The organism is Allobosea sp., from assembly GCF_030695125.1.
Classification (GTDB): domain Bacteria; phylum Pseudomonadota; class Alphaproteobacteria; order Rhizobiales; family Beijerinckiaceae; genus Allobosea.
This window is the reverse complement of record NZ_JAUYTP010000073.1, coordinates 21092-43428: the sequence shown is the minus strand read 5'-3', so window position 1 is coordinate 43428 and position 22337 is coordinate 21092. Positions and strand designations below refer to the sequence as shown.

Annotated in this window: 22 protein-coding genes and 1 pseudogene; 13 read left to right on the top strand and 10 right to left on the bottom strand. The window is 67.4% G+C overall.

All coding sequences use genetic code 11. The features are described 5' to 3' along the window. The first annotated feature begins 8 nt into the window (after positions 1 to 8). Entirely contained in the window at positions 9 to 788 is a 780-nt protein-coding gene (gene pcaD, locus Q8S38_RS21435; RefSeq protein WP_305682373.1) for a 3-oxoadipate enol-lactonase, read from the top strand. A 177-nt stretch (positions 789 to 965) separates the two neighbouring features. Continuing rightward, the gene (gene pcaC / locus Q8S38_RS21430; RefSeq protein ID WP_305682372.1) at positions 966 to 1364 is read left to right on the top strand and encodes a 4-carboxymuconolactone decarboxylase; all 399 of its coding nucleotides are present in this window, start codon (positions 966 to 968) and stop codon (positions 1362 to 1364) included. 149 nt (positions 1365 to 1513) lie between these two features. On the opposite strand, the gene Q8S38_RS21425 is transcribed toward pcaC, so the two are convergent. Both Q8S38_RS21425 and Q8S38_RS21420 read right to left on the bottom strand, forming a co-directional pair. Continuing rightward, a complete protein-coding gene (locus Q8S38_RS21425; protein WP_305682371.1) occupies positions 1514 to 2032 on the bottom strand; it encodes a flavin reductase family protein in 519 nt (172 codons plus the stop codon). A gap of 143 nt (positions 2033 to 2175) precedes the next feature. Next, positions 2176 to 2877, bottom strand: a complete 702-nt coding sequence (locus Q8S38_RS21420; protein ID WP_305682370.1) for a GntR family transcriptional regulator — start codon at positions 2875 to 2877, stop codon at positions 2176 to 2178. A 283-nt stretch (positions 2878 to 3160) separates the two neighbouring features. On the opposite strand from Q8S38_RS21420, the gene Q8S38_RS21415 reads away from it, so the two are divergent. The 9 genes and pseudogenes from Q8S38_RS21415 to Q8S38_RS21375 all read left to right on the top strand — a co-directional run bounded on the left by Q8S38_RS21415 (position 3161) and on the right by Q8S38_RS21375 (position 11693). Next, the gene (locus tag Q8S38_RS21415) at positions 3161 to 3484 is read left to right on the top strand and encodes a cupin domain-containing protein (protein ID WP_305682369.1); all 324 of its coding nucleotides are present in this window, start codon (positions 3161 to 3163) and stop codon (positions 3482 to 3484) included. A gap of 16 nt (positions 3485 to 3500) precedes the next feature. Next, positions 3501 to 4733: an NAD(P)/FAD-dependent oxidoreductase gene (locus Q8S38_RS21410; protein WP_305682368.1), complete on the top strand. Its 1233-nt coding sequence runs from the start codon at positions 3501 to 3503 to the stop codon at positions 4731 to 4733. A gap of 74 nt (positions 4734 to 4807) precedes the next feature. Next, positions 4808 to 5818, top strand: a complete 1011-nt coding sequence (locus tag Q8S38_RS21405; protein ID WP_305682367.1) for a 4-hydroxyproline epimerase — start codon at positions 4808 to 4810, stop codon at positions 5816 to 5818. Between the two features lie 283 nt (positions 5819 to 6101). Beyond that, a complete protein-coding gene (locus Q8S38_RS21400) occupies positions 6102 to 7019 on the top strand; it encodes a branched-chain amino acid ABC transporter permease (protein ID WP_305682366.1) in 918 nt (305 codons plus the stop codon). Positions 7020 to 7024: 5 nt separating this feature from the next. Next, the gene (gene livM, locus Q8S38_RS21395; protein ID WP_305682365.1) at positions 7025 to 8419 is read left to right on the top strand and encodes a high-affinity branched-chain amino acid ABC transporter permease LivM; all 1395 of its coding nucleotides are present in this window, start codon (positions 7025 to 7027) and stop codon (positions 8417 to 8419) included. Continuing rightward, positions 8419 to 9258 (top strand): annotated as a pseudogene (locus Q8S38_RS21390) (ABC transporter ATP-binding protein); the annotation flags it as partial. The gene livM and the pseudogene Q8S38_RS21390, both read left to right, overlap by 1 nt. Positions 9259 to 9314: 56 nt before the next feature. Next, positions 9315 to 10070 carry an ABC transporter ATP-binding protein gene (locus Q8S38_RS21385; protein WP_305682508.1) on the top strand — a complete coding sequence of 252 codons (756 nt, stop codon included), beginning with the start codon at positions 9315 to 9317 and terminating at the stop codon, positions 10068 to 10070. A gap of 1 nt (position 10071) precedes the next feature. Then, positions 10072 to 10446 carry a DUF6867 family protein gene (locus tag Q8S38_RS21380; protein ID WP_305682363.1) on the top strand — a complete coding sequence of 125 codons (375 nt, stop codon included), beginning with the start codon at positions 10072 to 10074 and terminating at the stop codon, positions 10444 to 10446. A 131-nt stretch (positions 10447 to 10577) separates the two neighbouring features. Beyond that, a complete protein-coding gene (locus Q8S38_RS21375; RefSeq protein WP_305682362.1) occupies positions 10578 to 11693 on the top strand; it encodes a branched-chain amino acid ABC transporter substrate-binding protein in 1116 nt (371 codons plus the stop codon). Positions 11694 to 11921: 228 nt separating this feature from the next. Here Q8S38_RS21375 and Q8S38_RS21370 read toward each other — a convergent pair whose 3' ends face one another. From Q8S38_RS21370 to Q8S38_RS21345, 6 genes are all read right to left on the bottom strand, one after another. Further along, on the bottom strand, positions 11922 to 12500 hold the full coding sequence (locus Q8S38_RS21370) for an RBBP9/YdeN family alpha/beta hydrolase (protein ID WP_305682361.1): 579 nt from the start codon (positions 12498 to 12500) through the stop codon (positions 11922 to 11924). A gap of 7 nt (positions 12501 to 12507) precedes the next feature. Beyond that, complete coding sequence (locus Q8S38_RS21365) at positions 12508 to 13254, bottom strand: metallophosphoesterase family protein (RefSeq protein ID WP_305682360.1); 747 nt, start codon at positions 13252 to 13254, stop codon at positions 12508 to 12510. A 6-nt stretch (positions 13255 to 13260) separates the two neighbouring features. After that, positions 13261 to 14568, bottom strand: coding sequence for an adenylosuccinate lyase (gene purB, locus Q8S38_RS21360; RefSeq protein ID WP_305682359.1), 1308 nt, complete (start codon positions 14566 to 14568; stop codon positions 13261 to 13263). A gap of 78 nt (positions 14569 to 14646) precedes the next feature. Then, positions 14647 to 15330 (bottom strand): ribulose-phosphate 3-epimerase, encoded by a 684-nt coding sequence (gene rpe, locus Q8S38_RS21355; protein ID WP_305682358.1) that lies wholly within the window; start codon positions 15328 to 15330, stop codon positions 14647 to 14649. Between the two features lie 75 nt (positions 15331 to 15405). Then, positions 15406 to 16083: a glutathione S-transferase family protein gene (locus Q8S38_RS21350; RefSeq protein ID WP_305682357.1), complete on the bottom strand. Its 678-nt coding sequence runs from the start codon at positions 16081 to 16083 to the stop codon at positions 15406 to 15408. Positions 16084 to 16127: 44 nt separating this feature from the next. Beyond that, the gene (locus tag Q8S38_RS21345; protein ID WP_305682356.1) at positions 16128 to 17108 is read right to left on the bottom strand and encodes a hypothetical protein; all 981 of its coding nucleotides are present in this window, start codon (positions 17106 to 17108) and stop codon (positions 16128 to 16130) included. Between the two features lie 261 nt (positions 17109 to 17369). Here Q8S38_RS21345 and Q8S38_RS21340 point away from each other — a divergent pair, with 261 nt between their 5' ends. Next, positions 17370 to 18620, top strand: coding sequence for an NAD(P)/FAD-dependent oxidoreductase (locus Q8S38_RS21340; RefSeq protein WP_305682355.1), 1251 nt, complete (start codon positions 17370 to 17372; stop codon positions 18618 to 18620). 3 nt (positions 18621 to 18623) lie between these two features. Here the strand turns inward: Q8S38_RS21340 and murI are convergent, their stop codons facing one another. Then, entirely contained in the window at positions 18624 to 19493 is an 870-nt protein-coding gene (murI, locus tag Q8S38_RS21335; protein WP_305682354.1) for a glutamate racemase, read from the bottom strand. A 145-nt stretch (positions 19494 to 19638) separates the two neighbouring features. On the opposite strand from murI, the gene Q8S38_RS21330 reads away from it, so the two are divergent. Then, positions 19639 to 20565: a bifunctional helix-turn-helix transcriptional regulator/GNAT family N-acetyltransferase gene (locus Q8S38_RS21330; RefSeq protein ID WP_305682353.1), complete on the top strand. Its 927-nt coding sequence runs from the start codon at positions 19639 to 19641 to the stop codon at positions 20563 to 20565. A 156-nt stretch (positions 20566 to 20721) separates the two neighbouring features. Here Q8S38_RS21330 and Q8S38_RS21325 read toward each other — a convergent pair whose 3' ends face one another. After that, a complete protein-coding gene (locus Q8S38_RS21325; RefSeq protein ID WP_305682352.1) occupies positions 20722 to 21996 on the bottom strand; it encodes a flavin monoamine oxidase family protein in 1275 nt (424 codons plus the stop codon). Positions 21997 to 22337: the final 341 nt, after the last annotated feature.

The window sequence follows — 22337 nt, the reverse complement described above, 5'->3', positions numbered from 1 at the left end:
CCATTCCGATGCCGATCGAAACCATTGCGGGCGAGCCGTTCAATATCCGCTTCGACGGGCCGGCCGATGCGCCCGTGTTGATGCTGTCGAACTCGCTGGGCACCAATCTGTCGATGTGGGACCCGCAGATCCCCGAATGGTCGAAGCGCTTTCGCGTCCTGCGCTACGATTCGCGCGGCCACGGACTCTCGGTCGCGACCGACCGGGCCTTCTCGATCGATACACTCGGCAAGGATGCGCTCGCGATCCTCGATCATTTCGGCATCGCGCAGGCGCATTGGTGCGGCGTCTCCAAGGGCGGCATGGTCGGCCAATGGCTTGCGACGAATGCCCGCGAGCGGATGGGCCGCCTCGTGCTCGCCAACACCGCCGCCCATATGGGCCCGCCCTCGCTCTGGGACGACCGGATCGCAATGGCGCGCAGCAAGGGCATGGACGCCCTGGTCCAGGGCGTGCTCGCACGCTGGTTCAGCCCGCGCTTCCGCGAGGCCGAGCCGGCGACCGTGGCGCGGGTCGGCACGATGCTGACCACGACGCCGGCGATCGGCTACGCCACCTGCTGCGCCGCGATCCGCGACATGGACCAGCGCGAGGCGATCCGCAGCGTCAGCAATCCCGTGCTGGTGATCATCGGTACGGTCGATCCGGCGACGCCGCCGGCCGCCGGCCACCTGATCGCGCAGGCCATTCCCGGCGCCCGCACGGTCGAGCTCGACGCCGCGCATCTCTCCAATCTCGAGCAGCCCGAGGCCTTCACGACGGCCGTGCAGGATTTTCTGAGCGAATGAACGACGCAGCATGTGAGGTTTCGCATTGAAGCGCGCCGTCATCCCGGGCGACCGCAGGGAGACCAGGGATCCATTCCGGAACTTCTCCGTCAAGCGCTCCGGAATGGATCCCGGATCTCCGCTTCGCTGCGTCCGAGATGACGGCGTCTTTGAATCGACCTTTGGCAGGAGCACATAATGGCTGACGACAAGACCCGCTATGCCGACGGCATGACCACCCGCCGCGCCGTGCTCGGCGGCGCTTACGTCGACAAGGCCAGTTCCGGCCTGACCGACTTCAATGCCGAATGGCAGGAGTTCATCACCCGCACCGCCTGGAACGACATCTGGAACCGGCCGGGGCTGGTGCGTCGCGAGCGCTCGATCATCGTGCTGTCGGTCGCCGCCTCGCTCGGCGCCTGGGGCGAGTTCCGCATCCATGTCCGCGGCGCGATCAACAACGGTCTGAGCCGCGACGAGATCAAGGAGGTGCTGATGCAGGTCGCGATCTATGCCGGCGTGCCCGCCGCCAACCACGCCTTCAAGGAGGCCGCCAGCGTCTTCGCGGAACTAGAGGCGGAGGCTGCCAAGGGGTGAGCGGCAGAGGCCACGGAGCCTCCTCGTCATTGCGAGCGCAGCGAAGCAATCCAGGGGGCCCTCGAGCGCTGCCGCCCTGGATTGCTTCGCTGCGCTCGCAATGACGCGAAACAAATCCAGAGGCCCTCGCGGCGCCGTGTCCCTCGGCGCTAAACCGCCTCGAAACCCCGCTGCCGGTAGATCAGGCTGGTTCCGGGGGGCGCCGCCGCGCCGCCGAGCCCGACCACCTCGCCGATCAGAATGCGGTGGGTCGCCACGTCGTGAGCCGCCACCAGTCGGCAGTCGAAAGCCGCGACCGCGCCCGAAAGGGCCGGCGCGCCAGTCGTGAGAGCGCTCCAGTCCCGCGTCGCGAACCGCGCCTCGCCCTCGATGCCGCGACGGCTGGCGAAGATTTCGGCGAGGTCGAGATCGTCGCCCGGCAGGGTATTGACGCAGAACACGCCGCTCGCCTCGATCACCGCCAGCGTCCGGCTCAGCTTGGCGACGCAGACCAGCACGGTCGGCGGCGCATCCGAGACGGAGGCGACAGCCGTCGCCGTCAACCCGACCCGCCCCTGCGGGCCGAGCGTGGTGACGACATGCACAGCGCTGGCGACACGCGCCATCGCGTCGCGAAACAGCGCGGCCTCGGGCATCGCCCGCGACACGGGAAAGACGGGTTCTGTCATGGGTTTCCGGCGGGCCGATCGATCGGGTCAGCGTCCATCTAAGGTCTGCGGCCCCAGAAAGCCAGATTGAGCGGCCTGCGGCCACCGCGCGCGGCCCGCATTGCGACGGGGCAAGCTGGGATATCGCCTCCGCGCCGCCCCTCTCACTCGCGCTCCAGCGTCGCCAGCAGCCCGCTGCGCAGATGCAGCATCAGCGCGTCGCTGGCCGCCATCGCCGCAGCCGGATCGGCCGTCGCCACCGCCTGGGCGAAGGCGACATGGTGGCTGGCGGCCGGCAGCAGATCGTCTTGCCGCTCGAAATGGTACCAGGCCCGCCGGATCAGCGCCTGCAGCGGCTCGACCGCCCGCGTCGCGTAGGGGCTGCGGGCGGCGGCAGCGACCATGGCGTCGAGCTCCTTGTCGAGCCGCATATAGGCGTTGGCGTCGCCATCCTGGGCAGCCGCCCGCATCGCGCGCGCGATCTCGACGATCGCGATGCGCTCGCCCGGGCTCGCGCGCCTCGCCGCGTCACCCGCGATCAGGCGCTCCAGCACCTCGCGCGCATCGAGCGCCGCCATGATGTCGATGGCGTTGATTCCCGCGATCGCGACGCCCTTGCGCGGCAGCACCTCGACCAGCCCCTGCTGCGCCAGGCGAATCAGAGCCTCGCGCACCGGCGTGCGCCCGACACCGACCATGTCGATCATCTGCGCCTCGGTCAGCACCGCGCCAGGCCGCAGCGACAGCGTCACGATCGCCTCCTCGAGCCGCCGATAGGCGATCTCGGTCAGGCTTGGCGCGCCCTGCTGCGGGGCAGCGCCGTCCTCCTCATAGCTGTCGGCGGCGACGGCCGGGCGCAGGCTCATGCGCCCACCCCTCGACGGCTGATCGGCTGCGACGCACGGGCTTTGATTGACGCTCTGGCAGCCATTGATAAATCAATCCTAACGTATCGCGCGCGGACTCGGCTTTTTGCAATCTGCAGGCCAAACAGCCCCGCGCGCAAGACGCATTCTGCCAGGACCACGCCATCGATGCCGCGTGCCCGCGCGGACCTCGACGGGCCGGCTCGGCTGAGCGAGAATGCGAGGCTCAAGGAAGGCGTCCCGCTTCGCCAGGGGCTGGCGGCGTCGGACGCGGAGAGTGACAATGGCCTTCACCTGCACGATCCCCGCCGTCGCCACGGTCCAGCAGGATGACGCGGCCATCCGCATCACCCGCTGGGATTTCGAGCCCGGCGCCGTCACCGGCTGGCACAGCCATGGCTGGCCCTATTTCGTGGTCATGCTGGTCGCCGGCACGCTGCGCATCCATGACGGCACGAAGACGACGGACGTCCCCCTCGCTCAGGGCCAGGCCTATATGCGGCCCGCCGGCATCGAGCACGACGTCATGAACGGCTCCGACCATCCGATCGCCTTCGTCGAGATCGAGGTCAAACGGCCGGACGCCCTGAAGGAACTCTCCCTCTGATGACGGACGCCGCGTCGTGAAAATCGCCATCGTCGGGGCCGGCATCGTCGGCTGCGCCACCGCCCACGCCCTGCTCGACGAGGGCCATGAGGTCCTGATCCTCGACAAGGAGGGCCCGGGCTTCGGCCCCTCGCGCGGCAATGCCGGCTGGATGGCCCATACCGACATCCTGCCGATCGCGAGCCCCAAGATCCTCAGGCAGGTCCCGAAATTTCTGCTCGACCCGCTGGGCCCGCTGGCGATCCGCCCGGCCTATTTTCCGAAACTCCTGCCCTGGCTGCTGCGCTTCGTGCTGGCGGCACGGCCCGAGGCCTATGAACGCTCGATCCAGGGCATCGGCGCCCTGCAGCAGCGCGCTTTACCCGCCTGGCTGGCGCGCGCCAGAAGCGCCGGGCTCGAGAGCCACATCCACCGCAAGGGCGGCCTCTACGCCTTCACCGAGCGCGGCGCCTTCGAGGAGGCGCGCGGCATCGCGAAGCGCCAGGCGGAGTTCGGCATCACCGTCGAGATGATCGGCCCCGAGGAACTGCGACAGTTCGAGCCGGCCCTGAAGGACCGCTTCGTCGGCGCGGCCTTCCACCCCGACACCGCCCATATCAGCGACCCGCTGCAGCTGACGCTGGCCTTGTTCGAGGCGGCGCTGGCGCGCGGCGCGACCTTCGAGAAAGCCGCGATCTCCAACATCTCGACCGGCGAACGCCCCGCCCTGATCGGGGCCGACGGCTTCCAGCGCGTGGTCGATCGCGCGGTGGTCGCGGCCGGCGCCTGGTCAAAGCCGCTCGCGGCGGCGCTCGGCGACACGGTGCCGCTCGACACCGAGCGCGGCTACAATGTCAGCTTCCCCGGCGTGACCGGCCTGACCTCGCGGCCGATCGGCTTCGAAGGCCACGGCTTCGTCATGACGCCGCTGGAGAGCGGCCTGCGCATCGGCGGCGCGGTCGAGTTCGGCGGGCTGGAGGCGCCCCCCAACCATGCCCGCACGAGAATCCTCTACGACAAGGCGAGCCAGTTCGTGGAGGGCTTGCCGGATTTCGACAGCGGCACGCTCTGGATGGGCTTCCGCCCCTCCCTGCCCGACTCGCTGCCGGTGATCGGCAAGGCCAGCCGCAACCCGCACGTCGTCCACGCCTTCGGCCACGGCCATTACGGCATGACGCAGGCGACCGTCACGGCCGACCTCGTGGCGGCGCTGGTCGCGGGCCGCGCGCCCGCCATCGACCTGTCGCCCTTCAGCCCGCAGCGCTTCTGATGCGCGCCGTATTCCCCTCAGCAGATCTGCGTCGCATCGCCTGAATCAATCCGCCAACTGACCGAGCCAAGCCGATGAGCACCCACACCTTTTTCTGCGTCGATGGCCATACCTGCGGCAACCCGGTGCGCATGGTCGCGGGCGGGGCCCCGCCACTCAAGGGCGCCAACATGGTCGAGAAGCGCGCACACTTCCTGGCGGAGTTTGACTGGATTCGCACCGGGCTGATGTTCGAGCCGCGTGGCCACGATGTCATGTCCGGCTCGATCCTCTATCCCCCGACCCGCGACGACGCCGACATCGCCTTCTTGTTCATCGAGACCTCGGGCTGCCTGCCGATGTGCGGCCACGGCACCATCGGCACGGTGACGATGGCGCTGGAGCGTGGCCTCGTCACCCCGCGCGAGGAGGGCGTGCTGCGGATCGACACGCCCGCCGGCCTGGTCACCGCCCGCTACACCCGCAACGGTGACTATGTCGACAATGTCCGCATCACCAACATCGCGTCTTACCTCCATGCGACGGGCCTGACCGCCGAGATCGAGGAGCTCGGCGAGGTGACGGTCGATGTCGCTTATGGCGGCAATTTCTACGCGATCGTCGATCCGCAGGACGCTTTCAGCGACATCGCCGACATCAACCCCTCCGACATTCAGCGCTGGAGCCCGAAGCTGCGCGCGGCGCTCAACGCGAAATACGAGTTCATCCACCCCGAGAACCCGGCGATCAACGGGCTCTCGCACATCCTCTGGACGGGCGCGCCGACCAAGCCCGAGGCCCATGCCCGCAACGCCGTGTTCTATGGCGACAAGGCGATCGACCGCTCGCCCTGCGGCACCGGCACCTCCTCGCGCATGGCGCAATGGGCGGCGCTCGGCAAACTCCAGGTCGGCGACGACTTCGTCCATGAAAGCATCATCGGCACGATGTTCCGCGGCCGGGTGGAGGCCACCGCGCAGGTCGGGCCCTTCGAGGGCATCATCCCCTCGATCGAGGGCTGGGCCCGGATGACTGGCTACAACACGATCTTCATCGACGACCGCGACCCGCTGGCGCATGGTTTCCTTGTGACCGATCGGCCCTGAACGCCGGACCGCCTCAACCCAGCAGCAGGCCCGTCGGCTGCGGACTGCCGCCGACGCCCTGCCCCAAGCACAATCATCTTGCGTGAAATCCCCGCGCTGCCGCACAGGCTGCTGCCCAATTGCGAGGCATTCGGCCGCAGATTGCTTTTGACAGTTTTATGGCCGGGCGCGATTGTCGAAACGGCAAGGCATTGGTAGCTCTGCGTAGCAATCGCATCCCGCATGCGTCGGCGTCATGCCGACACAAGAGAACGGGAGCGGGTTCGAGGGGTCTGCGTCGACGATGGAAGTGTTCCTGCAGCAGCTCATCAACGGGCTGACCCTGGGGTCGATCTACGGCCTCATCGCCATCGGCTATACGATGGTCTTCGGCATCATCGGCATGGTCAACTTCGCCCATGGCGACGTCTTCATGCTGTCGGCCTTCATCGCGCTGATCTTCTTCATGCTGATCGCCTCCTGGTTCGGGGCCGCGCTGATCGTGGTCGCACTGATCCTCGTGCTCGTGCTGGCGATGTTCTTCACCGCGCTCTGGAGCTGGGCGATCGAGCGTGTCGCCTATCGCCCCTTGCGCGGCTCCTTCAGGCTCGCCCCGCTGATCTCGGCGATCGGCATGTCGATCTTCCTGATGAACTTCGTCCAGGTCGTGCAGGGCCCGCGCAACAAGTCGACGCCGCCCATGCTCAACAAGTCGATCACGCTGATCGAGAGCGCGACCTATTCCGTCCAGATTTCCTACAAGCAGATCGCCATCATCGTGACGACCGCGGTGCTGCTGGCGATCTTCTGGTACATCGTCCAGAAGACGCCGCTCGGCCGCGCCCAGCGCGCCTGCGAGCAGGATCGCAAGATGGCCTCGCTGCTCGGCATCGACGTCGACCGCACGATCTCGATCACCTTCATCATGGGCGCCGCCCTCGCCGCCGTGGCCGGCGTGATGTATCTCGTCCTCTACGGCGTGGTCTCCTTCCATGACGGCTTCGTGCCGGGCGTGAAGGCCTTCACCGCAGCCGTGCTCGGCGGCATCGGCTCGCTGCCGGGCGCCGTCATCGGCGGGCTGCTGATCGGCCTGATCGAGGTGATGTGGTCGGCCTATTTCACCATCGACTACAAGGACGTCGCCGCCTTCTGCATCCTGGCGATCGTGCTGGTCTTCATGCCCTCGGGCCTTCTCGGCCGTCCTGAAGTCGAGAAGGTCTGAAAGCCATGGCCAAGCCCGCAACCCCATCCGCAGCGCCTGCCGCCTCCTCGCAGCGCGACTGGCCGGCCGCCTTCAAGGAGGCGGGCTTCGCCGCCTTCGTCACGCTGGGCCTGTGCATCCCGATCATCGCCTGGGGCACGCGCCAGAACATGGACAATGTCCTGGTGCTCGATCCGCGCTGGGATGCGGTCGCCTGGGCGGTCGCCATCGTCTTCGTCGGGCGCCTGATTATCGTCCTGCGCCAGCAGACCAAGTCACAGCGGCAATCGCTTGGGCGCTTCCTGCCCGCCGGCACGCTCTCGTTCTTCCAGCGGCACTCGCGCAAATTCTCGCTGTTCGGGCTCGGCTTCCTCGTCACCTTCCCGATCATAGCGATCAACCTGGCGGGCTGGGGCGGCGCGCTGAAATGGATCGACAATTTCGGCATCCAGATCCTGATCTACGTCATGCTCGGCTGGGGGCTGAACATCGTCGTCGGCCTCGCCGGCCTGCTCGATCTCGGCTATGTCGCCTTCTATGCGGTGGGCGCCTATTCCTACGCGCTGCTGGCCAAGAATTTCGGCCTGTCCTTCTGGATCCTGCTGCCGCTCTCGGGGATTCTGGCGGCCTTCTGGGGCATGCTGCTCGGCTTCCCGGTCTTACGATTGCGCGGCGACTATCTGGCGATCGTGACGCTCGCCTTCGGCGAGATCATCCGCCTCGTCCTGATCAACTGGGTCGATTTCTCCGGCGGCTATGCCGGCATCTCCGGCATCCCGCGGCCGACCTTCTTCGGCATCCCCTTCAACGCCAGCGACACCGGCTTCGCCGCCGTGTTCGGGCTCGAATTCACCCCGCTCTACCGCACGATCTTCCTCTATTACCTGATCCTGGCGCTCGCCCTGCTCACCGCCTTCGTCACCTTGCGCCTGCGCAGGCTGCCCGTCGGCCGGGCCTGGGAGGCGCTGCGCGAGGACGAGATCGCCTGCCGCTCGCTGGGCATCAACACCACCTCGACCAAGCTCACCGCCTTCTCGATCGGTGCCATGTTCGGCGGTTTCGCCGGCGCCTTCTTCTCGGCCCGCCAGGGCTTCATCTCGCCGGAATCCTTCGTCTTCATGGAATCGGCGGTGATCCTGGCGATCGTCGTGCTCGGCGGCATGGGCTCGCTCTGGGGCTGCGCCATCGCCGCGATCGTGATGATCGGCGGCACCGAACTGCTGCGCGAGCTCGACTGGCTGAAGGCGATCTTCGGCAATGATTTCGACCCGACGAAATACCGCATGCTGATCTTCGGCCTCGCCATGGTGCTGATCATGATCTGGAAGCCGCGCGGCCTGATCTCGACGCGCGAACCCACCGCCTTCCTCAAGGAGAAGAAGACGATCTCGGCCGATATGGTCCAGGAGGGGCACGGCTGATGACGAGCCCTCTTCACGCGGCCCATGCCGGCTTCGGCAAGCCCCTGCTCCAGGTCGATCACCTGACCATGCGCTTCGGCGGCCTGACCGCCGTCAACGACCTCTCCTTCGAGGCACGCAAGGGCGACATCACCGCCCTGATCGGCCCCAACGGCGCCGGCAAGACCACGGTCTTCAACTGCATCACCGGCTTCTACAAGCCGACCGAAGGCATGATGACGCTGACGCAGGATTCGGGCGCCGCCTACCTGCTCGAGCGCATGCCGGACTTCCAGATCAGCTGGAAGGCCAAGGTCGCCCGCACCTTCCAGAACATCCGCCTGTTCGGCGGCATGACCGTGCTGGAAAATCTGCTGGTCGCGCAGCACAACCCGCTGATGATCGCCTCGGGCTACACCTTCCTCGGGGTGCTGGGGATCGGCGGCTACAAGGCCCGCGAGAATGAGGCGATCGAGAAGGCCAAGTTCTGGCTCGACAAGATCAACCTGATGGATCGGGCCGACGACCCCGCCGCCGACCTGCCCTATGGCGACCAGCGCCGGCTCGAAATCGCGCGCGCCATGTGCACCGACCCGGTCCTGCTCTGCCTCGACGAGCCCGCCGCCGGCCTCAACCCGCGCGAGAGCCATGATCTGAACGTGCTGCTGCTGTCCATTCGCCAGGAACTCGGCACGGCGCTGCTCCTGATCGAGCACGACATGTCGGTGGTGATGGAGATTTCCGACCATGTCGTGGTGCTCGATTACGGCACCAAGATCGCCGACGGCACGCCGGCCGAAATCCAGGCCGACCCCAAGGTGATCGCAGCCTATCTCGGCGTCGACGACGACGAGGTCGCGGCCGTCGAAGCGGAGGTCGGGATCGCGTGACCCAAACCCATCCGGAGACCCAGACCCTGCCGCAGTCCCAGCCCTCGCCGGCGACGCAGGCGCAGCCGCTGCTCGCGGTCCGTGGCGTCAAGACCTATTACGGCAAGATCATCGCCCTGAAGGGCGTCGACATGGATGTCCGCGAGGGAGAGATCGTCACCATGATCGGCGCCAACGGCGCCGGCAAATCGACGCTGATGATGACGATCTTCGGCAATCCCCAGGCCCGCGAGGGCACGATCACCTATGAGGGGCGCGACATCACGAGGATGCCGAGCCATCTGATCGCACGCCTGGGGATCGCCCAGTCCCCCGAGGGACGGCGCATCTTCCCGCGGATGACCGTGTTCGAGAACCTGCAGATGGGCGCGGCGCTGCGCGACCTCTCCCATTTCGACGAGGACCTGGAAAAGATCTGCACGCTCTTCCCGCGCATTCGGGAGCGCCTGCAGCAGCGCGGCGGCACGCTCTCGGGCGGCGAGCAGCAGATGGTGGCGATCGCGCGCGCGCTGATGGCGCGGCCGAAGCTCCTGCTGCTGGACGAGCCTTCGCTGGGTCTCGCCCCGCTGATCGTGAAGCAGATCTTCGATGCCATCCGCGAACTGAACCGCACTCAGGGCCTCACCGTCTTCCTGGTCGAGCAGAATGCCTTCCATGCGCTCAAGCTCGCCCATCGCGGTTATGTGATGGTCAACGGCGTCGTCACCATGAGCGGCACCGGCCAGGAACTCCTCGCCAACCCGCAGGTCCGCGCCGCCTATCTCGAAGGCGGGAGGCACTGACATGCAGGGCATTCTGTATGAGGAAAAGACCGTCTGGCTCTTCCTGCTGGTCACCGTGGTGATGGGCGGCTGGCTCGCCTGGATGACGGGCCGCGCCATGGCGCTGACCTGGAAGCCGACCGTCCAGCTCGTGGCCTATGTCCTGGTGCTCGGCCTCGTCGTGCGGTTCATCCATTTCGCCCTGTTTGAGGCGACGTTGCTGACGCTGCATTTCTACATCGTCGACACGATCATCCTGATGGGGTTCGGCTTCGCCGGCTGGCGCTACAACCGCGCCGGGCAGATGACGCGGCAGTATCGCTGGCTCTTCGAGCGGACAGGCCCTTTCACCTGGAAACCGCGCGCCGGCGCCCAGATTCCGAAGGAACTCGCCTGAAAAAGGCAACAAGCTTGACGCGTGACAGATTGTGGAAAACACGCAAGACTGCGTTCCACGGTGTCACCACGCGCCGAGACGGGCGGACAATCCAGCCCGTTCATAGTGACAATACAGGGGAGTCGCATCTCATGAAGAAACTGCTGTTGAGCAGCATCGCGCTCGGCGCGGTCCTCGCCTTCTCCGGCGTGGCCAACGCCCAGATCAAGCTCGGCGTCGCCGGCCCGATCACCGGCCCCAACGCCGCCTTCGGCGCCCAGCTCAAGAACGGGACGGAGCAGGCCGTCGAGGACATCAACGCCGCCGGCGGCATCCTCGGTCAGAAGCTCGTGCTCTCGGTCGGCGACGACGTCTCCGATCCCAAGCAGGGCGTCTCGGTCGCCAACAAGTTCGTCGGCGACGGCGTCAAATGGGTCGTCGGGCACTTCAACTCCGGCGTCGTCATGCCGGCCTCGGAAGTCTATGCCGAGAACGGCATCCTGATGATCTCGCCTTCGGCCACCAACCCGAAGATCACCGAGCGCGGCCTCTGGAACGTCTTCCGGACCTGCGGCCGTGACGACCAGCAGGGTGAGGTCGCGGCGGCCTACATCGCCAAGAACTTCAAGGACAAGAAGATCGCGGTCATCCACGACAAGACGACCTATGGCCAGGGCCTCGCCGACGAGACCCGCAAGGGGCTGACCAAGGCCGGCATCAAGGACGTGCTCTATGAAGGCGTCAACGCCGGCGAGAAGGACTTCTCGGCGCTCATCTCGAAGATCAAGGCGGTCGGCGCCGACTACGTCTACTGGGGCGGCCTGCACACCGAAGGCGGCCTGATCGTGCGCCAGATGCGCGACCAGGGCGTCAAGGCCGTGATGATCTCCGGCGACGGCATCACCACCGACGAATTCGCCACGATCGGCGGTCCCGGCGTCGAAGGCACGCTGATGACCTTCCCGCCGGACCCGCAGAAGCGCCCTGAAGCCGCCGCGGTGATCCAGAAGTTCGCCGCCAAGAACTTCAAGCCCGAGGCCTACACCCTGTACAGCTACGCCGCCGTGCAGATCATGGCCGAAGGCGCCAAGCGCGCGAACTCGGTCGATCCCAAGAAGGTCGCCGAGGCGCTCCGCGGCGGCGCCGCCGTGAAGACCGTCATCGGCGACATCGCCTTCGACAAGAAGGGCGACATCACCCGCCCCGACTACACCATGTACACCTGGAAGAAGGGCGCCGACGGCAAGATCACCTATGTCGAGAATTGATCTCGACAGCTGATCACGCCTTCGCGTGAAACGAGACCGCCCCGGTGCAAGCCGGGGCGATTTTGTTTTGGAGGCAGCCCGTATCAGATCTCGGAAACACACCGTCATCCTGGACAAGCGGCGCAGCCGCGCAGATCCGGGATCCATCATAGGGCAACGTCTCGCCCGATGATGGATCCCGGTCTTCGCTTCGCTCCACCCAGGATGACGGAGCGGATTTCGCGGCTGCTACGACTGAATCGGTTGCTGCGGAACCGCCGTCAAGCTCCTGAGAAAGCCCGCGAAACGCAGCAGGCCATCGGGCCAGGGGCCATGCCCGGATTCGCTGTTGAGATGCCCGCTCTCGCCCGCATCGACGAACTCCGAGCCCCAGGCTTCAGCCAGTTCCTTCGCCTCCTCGGGCGAACAATAGGGATCGTCAGTGCTGGCGATCAGCACGCTGCGGAACGGCAGCACCTCGCGCCGGTGCGCGGCGAAGGCCGGCGTCATGCCCGGCAGCTCGCGCTTGGCGCGCTCGGCCGCGGGCGCCACCAGGAAGGCCCCTGTCACCTCGCCGGGGTGGAGATGCGCGGCCGCATGCGCGATCGCGCTGACGCCGCAGGAATGCCCGACCAGCACGACCGGGCGCGTCGCCGCTCGCACCGCCCGCACGATGCGCTCCGCCCAGAGCCGCGACGGCGCGTGCCAGTCCTCCTGCTCGACAACCCGCGCGGTCGAGAGCTTGGCGACCCAGCGGCTCTGCCAGTGATCGGGCCCGGACCCGGACCAGCCGGGAACGATGAGAATGTCGGTGTCGGAGGTTTTCATGGCGGGATCATTCGGGCTTCAGGGCGAGACCGCTCGACAAGGCATGGGCCCAGTCAGTGCGGCCGCGGGCACGGGCGAGGTCAGCCGCCGCCCGCCAATCGTATCGCAGCGCCAGAAAGGCGAACCGCCAGCCGGCCCGATGCCGTTCAGCGATGCCATAACGTGCATGCTGGCTCTCCGCCTGCATGAAGTGCCATGACGGATGATCGTCGTCGTAAGCCGGCAGACCGACGCTGCCGGGATTGAACACGCTGCGCCCATCGGCGAGTTCCATCAGGCGCGGAATATGCGAGTGCCCACACAGGATGAGTTCCGCCGTGACACCTTCCAGCGTCGCCCTCACGCGGTCGTCCGACAGCACCTCATGGCCATGCGGGGTCGGCCGTTCCGTCAGGTACTCGTCGTCTCGCCCGGGCTGAGCGTGGAACATGGTGACGCCAGCCGTCGGTGATGCGGAAAAAGGGAGCGTCCTCAGCCAGTCGAGATGCCGAGTCTCCAACTGCTCGGCAGCGGCCCTGTCGGACGGCCCAAGCTGATCGAGCGGCCGCTCGATCAGGTGGCGGTCGTGATTGCCGCGAACGGTCAGCCAGTCCTTCGACATCAGCAGATCGGCCGTCTCGCGCGCCTTTAGCGGCCCCGAAAGACAATCGCCGAGATTCACGACCAGGTCGGGCCGCGTCCGCTCCAAATCCTCGACGACCGCTTCGAGCGCGTCGAAATTGCCGTGGATATCCGCAAGGACCGCAATCCGCATCGGCGCTCACCCCTCCCCGAACACCCGCGCGAAGATCGTGTCGACATGCTTGAAATGGTAGCCCTCGTCGAACATCGCCTCGAGTTCGGCGGCTGACAGGCGGGCGGTGACCTCGGCGTCCTTCTTGAGATTTGTGAGGAAATCCTCGCCATGCTCCCAGGTCCGCATGGCGTTTCGCTGGACCAGCGAATAGCTCTCCTCGCGGCTGGCGCCGGCCTGCGTCAGGGCGAGCAGCACGCGCTGCGAGTTGTGCAGGCCGCCGAGCTTGTCGAGGTTCTTGCGCATGTTGTCGGGGTAGATCAGCAGCTTGTCGATGACGCCGGTCAGCCGCGCCAGCGCGAAATCGAGCGTCACGGTCGCATCGGGGCCGATCATGCGCTCGACCGAGGAGTGCGAGATGTCGCGCTCATGCCAGAGCGCGACGTTCTCCAGCGCCGGCACGACCATGCCGCGCACGAGCCGGGCAAGGCCCGTCAGGTTCTCGGTCAGCACCGGGTTGCGCTTGTGCGGCATCGCCGAGGAGCCCTTCTGGCCGGCCGAGAAGAACTCCTCCGCCTCATAGACCTCGGTGCGCTGGAGATGCCGGATCTCGGTCGCCAGCCGCTCCACGCTGGAGGCGACGACGCCGAGCGTCGCAAAATACATCGCATGCCGGTCGCGCGGAATGACCTGCGTCGAGACCGGCTCGACGGAAAGACCCATCTTGTCGGCGACATAGGCTTCGACGCTTGGGTCGATATTGGCAAACGTGCCGACCGCGCCCGAAATCGCGCAGGTCGCGATCTCGGCGCGGGCAGCCACCAGCCGGGCCCGGCAGCGGTCGAACTCGGCATAGGCCTGGGCGAGCTTGAGCCCGAACGTCACCGGCTCGGCATGGATGCCGTGCGAGCGACCGATCGTCGGGGTGAATTTGTGCTCGAAGGCGCGGCGCTTGATGGCGGCCAGCAGCGCATCGACATCGGCGATGAGGATGTCGGTGGCACGGGCCAGCTGCACGGAGAGCGTGGTGTCGAGGATGTCCGAGGAGGTCATGCCCTGATGGACGAAGCGCGCCTCGGGGCCGACGATCTCGGCCAGATGCGTCAGGAAGGCGATGACGTCGTGCTTGGTGACGCGCTCGATCTCGTCGATGCGGGCGACGTCGAAGGTAGCGTCCTTCGCCTTGGCCCAAATCGTCGCGGCGGCCTCCTTCGGCACGACGCCGAGCTCGGCCAGCTTGTCGGTCGCATGCGCCTCGATCTCGAACCAGATCTTGAACCGGGTCTGCGGCTCCCAGATGGCAACCATCTCAGGGCGGGAATAGCGCGGGATCATGCTCGACCTTCCATTACATCCTCGACGTCATCCCGGGCGACCGCTGGGAGACCCGGGATGACTCGAACCTTTAAATTCTCAAACCCACTCCCCGCGCGCGGCCTCGGCCGCCCCACGGATCGCGGCAATATTGCCGGCATAGGCGGCCGGACCGCCCTTGAACACGGCGGACCCGGCCACGAACACGTCCGCGCCGGCCTTCGCCGCGAGCGGCGCGGTCTCGACCGTCGCCCCGCCGTCGATCTCCAGCGAAATCGGCCGCTCGCCGATCAGCGCCCGCACCTGCGCGATCTTCGGCAGCACGGAATGGATGAAGCTCTGCCCGCCGAAGCCGGGATTGACCGTCATCAGCAGGATCAAATCGAGATCGTCGAGCAGCGGCTCGACCATGCAGGCCGGCGTACCGGGATTGAGGACGATGCCGGCCTTTTTCCCCTGCGCCCTGATCGCCTGCAGCGTCCGGTGCGGATGCGGGCCGGCCTCGACATGGAAGGAGATCAGGTCGGCGCCGGCCTTGGCGAAGGCTTCGACATAGGGGTCGACCGGCGCGATCATCAGATGCACGTCGAAGAACTTGGTCGTGTGCGGGCGGATCGCCTTCAGCACGTCGGGCCCGAAGGTGATGTTGGGCACGAAATGCCCGTCCATCACGTCGCAATGGATCCAGTCGGCACCGGCCGCATCGATCGCGCGCACCTCCTCGCCGAGCTTCGAGAAGTCGGCCGAGAGGATCGAGGGGGCGATGCGGATGGGGGCGCTCATGCCGCGCGGTTTAAAGCATGGACCCGGCGAAGGGAAATGCGGATTCGAAGCCTCGGACCTGCGACGGTGGAAAGCTCAGCGCAGCGCGACAGGCACGGAGAGCCGCCGGTCGGCTTCCGCGATCTCGGCCACGACCTGCGCGAAGGCCGGCCGCGCGGAGAGCCGCGCAAACCAGCCGGACAGGCCGGGATGCCCGGCGAAGGACGGCCCGCCCAGCCGCCGGCCGAAAAGCAGCCCCATGAACAGCGCGATGTCGGCGGCACACAGCCTTGGCCCGAAGAATTCCCGCCCCGCCAGCCTCTCCTCCAGACGGACGTGATGGCCGGCGAGCGCCTCCTCCGCGATCAGTGCGTCGGCAGCTTGCGCGGCCCGTCGGACCGGATCGGCCGCAACCGGCCCGGTGCGATGCATCAGCGGCTTCAGCGCCTGCAATAGGATCTCGTCGGCGAAGAGTTCGTCCAGCCGGCAGCGGGCCCGCTCGGCCGGTGTGCGCGGATAGAGCGGGATCTCGGGATAGGCCTCGTCGAGATATTCGACGATCACCGTGGAATCGTAGAGCACGAGCCCGGCATCGCTGAGAACCGGAACCTGGCCCTTGGGATTGAGCGCCAGCACCTCCGGATGCTTCGGGTCGTAGCCGGTCGTCTGGTTGAACGGGACCATCACCCGCTTGAAGGGCAGCGCCTTTTCGCGCAGCGCGATCTCGACCTTGCGGGAGAACAGGCTGAGCGGGCCGCTGTAGAGCGTGATCATGGGGCAACTCCGATGGAACGGAGCGACCCTCGCAAGGTCCGCCGTCAGGCCCCGTCAGCAGCCGCCTCCTCGCGGCGGATGCGCCCCGCAAAACCGCTCAGCAGCCAGGGCATCAGATAGATCGGGAACTGCGCCAGCGCGAAGAACAGGAAGGTCGAGGGCGGCACGCCCGCCCCCAGCGCCGCGACGATCATGCCCATGTTGCGCTGGCCTGCGCCGTAGCCGACCATGAAGCGCTCGGAGCGCCGCAGGAAGCGCAAAGCGAGATAGCTCACGACCAGCCCGATGATCGAGACCGCGAAGGCGCAGGCCAGGAAACCGCTGACCCGGGCCGGAGCGGCAATGGCTGCCGACGTCACGCCGTCCATCGCCGCGATCGCAAAGATGAAATACATCAGCACGCCGAAGCCATCGAGATTGGCCTTCATCGCCTTGATGCGGACCATGCCGAGCGCCCATCGCAGGATCGCGGCGGCCGCCATGCCGCCGCCGACGAAAAAGACCAAGCGAAGCGTCAGCGCCCAGCGGTCGAGCGGCACGGCGGCACCCGCCAGCAGCTCCACCAGCATCGGCGCGACGATCGGGCTTGCGACCGTTGTGATGATGACGCCGGCGATGATCAGCGACGGCTCGAAGCCATAGATCAGGGCAACCGCGGGCGAGGACATGATCGGCGGAGCGGCGGCCAGAATGGCGAGCCCCAGCAGCAGGCCGGGGTCGATGGCGTCTCGCCCCACGACCAGGAAGGCCCCGCCGATCACGACGACGGGCGCGGCCACCATCCACAGGCAGGTCAGGGTGAGCTTGCCCGGGCTGCGCAGCAGGCCGGCGATGATCGCCACATCCGCGCGCATGAAGACGATGGTGGTGAAGCAGAAGATCGTCACCGGCAGCAGAGGTCGCGCCGCCGCCGAGAACTGCGGCAGCGCCAGCCCCAGGAAGATAGACAGCGCAAAGCCCTGCGTGCCGTAGCGCCCGAGCCAGGCCAGGCCGGCGGCCAGTGAAGCGGCGATGCGCATGAGCATGACAAGAGCGACTCGACCCTGCAGGGAGGCCGACACTGGCCGATCGGCACCCATCCGTCACCCGCAGCGGCCGCAGCCCCGCCCGGCGTCGGCAGAAAATTGCGCGTCGGCCCGGCTTTGCCGGCTCGGGTCGACGCCGATCCGGGCGATGGCGCAAATCTTGCGAAACTTGCGCCAATACCGCGCAAAAACCCGCCATGCCGCTGACACAGCGTCACAAACGGCTATTTTCAAGCGGATTGAGCGGGGCAGGAGAAGATCATGGCGACGGATACGATCGTTCTCGGCGCAGGCATCGTCGGGATTTCGGTGGCGCTGCACCTGCAGAAGGCGGGCCGTTCGGTCCTGCTCGTCGACAAGCGCGGGCCGGGCGAGGAGACCAGCTACGGCAATGCCGGGCTGATCCAGCGCGAGGGCGTCTACCCCTACGGCTTCCCGCATGATTTCGGGGCGCTGATCCGCTACGCGATGAACAACACCATCGACGCGCATTACCACTGGAGCGCCATTCCCAAGCTCGCGCCCTTCCTCTGGTCCTACTGGATGCATTCGCGCGCCTCCCAGCACGAGGCGATCGCGCGGAAATACGCCACGCTGATCGAGCATTGCGTCAGCGAGCATGATGCGCTCGCGCAGGAGGCCGGCGCCACCGGGCTTTTGCGCCGCAACGGCTGGATGAAGGTCTTTCGCACCGCCGCCCAGCAGGACGAACGCCTGGCCGAGGCTGCGCGCTGGAACCGGGATTTCGGCCTGAACTACAGGCCGCTCGACATGGCGACGCTGAAAGCCGAGGAGCCCCATCTCGATCATGACAGCCTGATCGGCGGCCTGCACTGGACCGATCCGGTCACCGTGATCGACCCGCTCGGCCTCTCCAAGGCCTATGTCGCGCGCTTCGAGGCGCTCGGCGGAAGGCTTGCGCTCGGCGACGCCGGCACGCTGACGCAGCAGGGAACGGAGTGGAGCGTCACGCTCGCCGACGGCACCACCGTCAAGGCCCGCGATGCGGTCGTCGCGCTCGGGCCATGGGCCGACGTGCTCTCGCGCAAGCTCGGCTACAATCTGCCGCTGGCGGTCAAGCGCGGCTACCACATGCACTACAAGGCGCAGGGCAATGCGGTGCTCAACCACCCGGTGCTCGACACCGAGCGCGGCTACTTCCTCGCCCCAATGCAGCAGGGCATCCGCCTGACGACGGGCGCCGAATTCGCCGATCGCGACGCCGCGCCGACCCCGGTTCAGCTCCAGCGCGCCGAGCCGATCGCCCGCACGCTGTTCCCGCTCGGGGAGCGGATCGATCCCGAGCCTTGGCTCGGCCGCCGCCCCTGCACGCCCGACATGATGCCGATCATCGGCCCGGCGCCCAAGCACAAAGGCTTGTGGTTCTCCTTCGGCCACGCCCATCACGGGCTGACGCTGGCCGCCGTCACCGGCCGCATGATCGCGGAGATGGTGACGGGCCAGAAGGTCTTCGTCGACCCGACGCCGTTTGCCCCGGCGCGCTTCGCCTGAGCCTCAGCTGACGAGCGGCATCGGCTCGATCAGGACGTCCGCCAGGCCGCGGCCCGCCAGCGCGATCCGCAGCGGGCCGGTGATGCCGGCGCCGGAGGTGAAGACCGCGACCGCTTCGTGGCCCCCTGCCCGGTCGGCGGCGACCTCGGGCCCGAGCAGTTGCCCGACGCGCCGCGCGATCGCCGGCGCCGGGTCGATCCACTCCACCGGCCAGGGCGCGACGCGGCGCATCGGCTCCAGCAGCAGCGGATAATGCGTGCAGGAGAGCGTCACCACATCGGTGCGCCGCCCGTCCCGCTCGACGAAACAGGGCGCGATCTCGGCGGCGATCATTCCGTCATCGACGCGCTCGCCCTTGAGCGCGGCCTCGGCCAGCGCAGCCAGCCCCGTCGCGCCAACCAGCGTCACGTCGCAACCGGCGGCATAGGTCGCGACCAGCCCGCGCGTGTAGTCGCGCGCCACGGTGCCCGGCGTCGCCAGCACTGAGATCAGGCCAGAGCGCGTCGCCGCGGCGGCCGGCTTGATCGCGGGCACGGTGCCGACGAAGGGAATGGCGAAGCGCGCCCGCAGGGCCGGCAGCACCAGCGTCGAGGCGGTGTTGCAGGCGATGACGACGAGATCGGGATGATGGCGCGCGACCAGCCGCTCCATCACGGCGAGCACGCGGCTGATCAGCGCCCCCTCCGCCAGCCGGCCATAGGGAAAGCCGGCATCGTCGGCGGCGTAGACGATATGGGCGCCGCGGCAGGCCTCCACCACGCGCGACAGCACGGTCAGCCCGCCGAGCCCCGAATCGAAGACGAGAATGGTGGGCATCGGCCGCGCCAGCACGGCGTGGAGATGCGTGGTTCCGGCCAGGAGATCGACCTGCATGGGTGAGGAGTCCGAGAGCGCGACGAAGGCCGCGATTGCGCCAGACCCCGGTTAAGGGATCGTCAAGAAAGCGCGAACGGCCCTCACCCAATTTAGTTGACTCAGTCCATGATTTTCCATGAGATAGGCATCGGAGGCTGCGTCCATGTCCGATCTCGCCGATGCCGTCGCGGCCCTGCGCCGCTTCAACCGCTTCCATACTCGTCTGGTCGGCGCGCTCGGCGGCAGTTTGCTCGGCTCTGGCTTCACACTCACCGAGGCGCGCGTGCTCTACGAGCTCGCCCGGCGCGACGGCTGGCTGGCGGGGGATCTGGCGAAGGAGCTCGGGCTCGACCCCGCCTATCTCTCGCGCATCCTGAAGCGCTTCGCCGCGGAAGCCTGGCTGCTGCGCGCGCGCTCAGCCGCCGATGGGCGCGCCCTGACCTTGCGTCTGAGCGAAGCCGGACACGCCGTCTTCCGCCCCCTCGACGAAGCCTCGCAGGCGGAAGCCGCCGAGCGGCTGCGCGCGCTCGACGAGACGGCGCGCGGCCGGCTGGTGGCAGCGCTCGCAGAGGCCGAGACGCTGCTTTCGGGCGCCGCGCCCGCGCAAGCCTCCGCCCCCATCATCCGCCCTCACCGCCCCGGCGACATCGGCTGGGTGATCTCAACCCATGGCCGGATCTATGCGGAGGACTATGGCTGGGACATCGGCTTCGAGGCCTTCGTCGCCGAGATCGCGGCCGGCTTCCTGCGTTCGTTCCGCCCCGGCCTGGAACAGGGGCTGATCGCCGAGCGCGACGGGCAGATCCTGGGTTCGGCCTTCGTGATGCGCGAGAGCGACGAGACCGCGAAGCTGCGCATGGTCATCGTCGACCGGCCGGGGCGCGGGCTCGGCCTCGGCAAGGCGCTGGTGCGCGAGGCGATCGGCTTCGCCCGGGCGGCCGGATACCGGCGCATGCAGCTCTGGACCAACGACATCCTGCACGCGGCCCGCGCGATCTACGTCGCCGAGGGCTTCCGGTTGATCGCCGAAGAGAAGCACCACTCCTTCGGCCAGGACCTCGTCGGCCAGAACTGGGAACTGGTGCTTTAACGAGCCACAGCCCTCATCCTGAGGAGCGATCGAAGATCGCGTCTCGAAGGATGCTCCAGATGGTTCTGCAGCCGCCTCGACCATCCTTCGAGACGCCGCTACGCGGCTCCTCAGGATGAGGGCTGAGACTCAACACCGCCGGTCAGCCACCCCGCTTCAGGCCTTGATCCGCGCCACCGCCGCCGCCGCCGCGCGGCCCGCCAGCGTCGCGCCGCCGACGGTCATGGCGCCGCCGCCGGCCGTGGCCTCGCCGGCGATGAAGACGCGCCCGCCGATCGGCTCGGCCAGTTGCTCGCGCGCCGCCTCCCGTCCCGGCAGGCAGACGGAATAGGAGCCGCGCGAGAACGGGTCGGTCCACCAGGCCGGGAAGGAGATCCCGGTCACCGCCTTGCGGATGTCGGCGCCGATCATCTTCGACAGCAGGTCGGTGAGGTGATCGCGCGCCGCGTCGGGGCCAGCAAGCGACAATTCGCGGGCATAGTCGCCGCCGCAATAGGCGATGACGATGTCCTTGCCGTCGGGAAACAGATCGACGTTCATCAGGCGGCCGGCCGAGCCCGCTTCGAGGAAACTCATGCCCGGCGAAATGCCGAAGCGGTCGCCCTCGACCTTGAGCGCGATCTTGGTCAGCGCGCCCATGCCGATGCCGCCGAGCGCATCGCGCGTGCGGGCCGGCAGCTCCGGCGTGAAGCGGATCGCGCCCGCCTTCAGCACGCCGACCGGCACCGTGACGATGCAGGCGTTGGCTCGCAGCGTCCCCGAAGGCGTGGCGACGCTCACGCCGGGACCGTCCCAGCGGATCTCGCTCACGGGCTGGTTCAGGCGGATGTCGAGGCCCGCGCCATGGCGCGCGACGAGGTTGCCGTAGCCCGACGGCACCAGGAGATCGTCGCCGGACCAGAGGCGCTGATAGTCGCGCGCCGATATCCGGTCCGATTCCTCGCCAATCGAGAGCAGCAGCCCCGAAGAGGCGATCTGCGACAGGTCGGGGCCGAGATCGCCGAGCAGATCCTTCACAGAGAGGTCGCGCTGCTTCAGATCGACCGTCTCGAGCCGGCGGTCGATCTGGCCGAAGGCCCCGCGGCGCTTCTGGCGGTCGGCATCCGCCATCGGCTTGCCGTCGGCGAAAACCTGAAAACCACCGCCCCAAGACTCGTCGGAGGTCGCGACGCCGAGGTCACGCGCGATCTGGACCCAGGGGTTGCGCTCGGCCCAGTGGATGAACATCGCACCGGCATCATAGGCGGGGCCGAGCGAGCTGTCGGTGAAGGCGCGTCCGCCGACCCGGCCCCGTGCCTCCAGCACGATGGCCTTGCGGCCCGCGGCCTTCAATTGATGGGCGGCGGCGATGCCGGCCGCGCCCGCGCCGATGACGATCACGTCGGCCTCGGCCGCATGCCCGGCGCCCGGCAGCGCCCACGACGCCGTCATCGCAGCAGATCCTGTCAACATCGTCCGGCGGTCGAGCATGGGGGTGAGCGTTTCCATTTCTGACGCTCATGTTGGTCGCCTATCGCTGCGTTGCAACAGGAACGTGTCGCCCGTCGCGGCCGGAGCGTTCACGAGATCGGGAGCCCGCGCGGCCGCCGCGCCGAGGACACCGCCCGTCTCTTTAGAAGAATGTAAAACCAAGTCTTCATTAGAGTGAATTCAGCAGTGTATTCCAATTGCATCGGACATTGTTCTTAATGCGGCCAGATGTTGACAGTCTTCGACTCGATCAATAACGGGTGAGAGCCTTATCGCGAGGATAAGGCCTTGTTTATATTCAT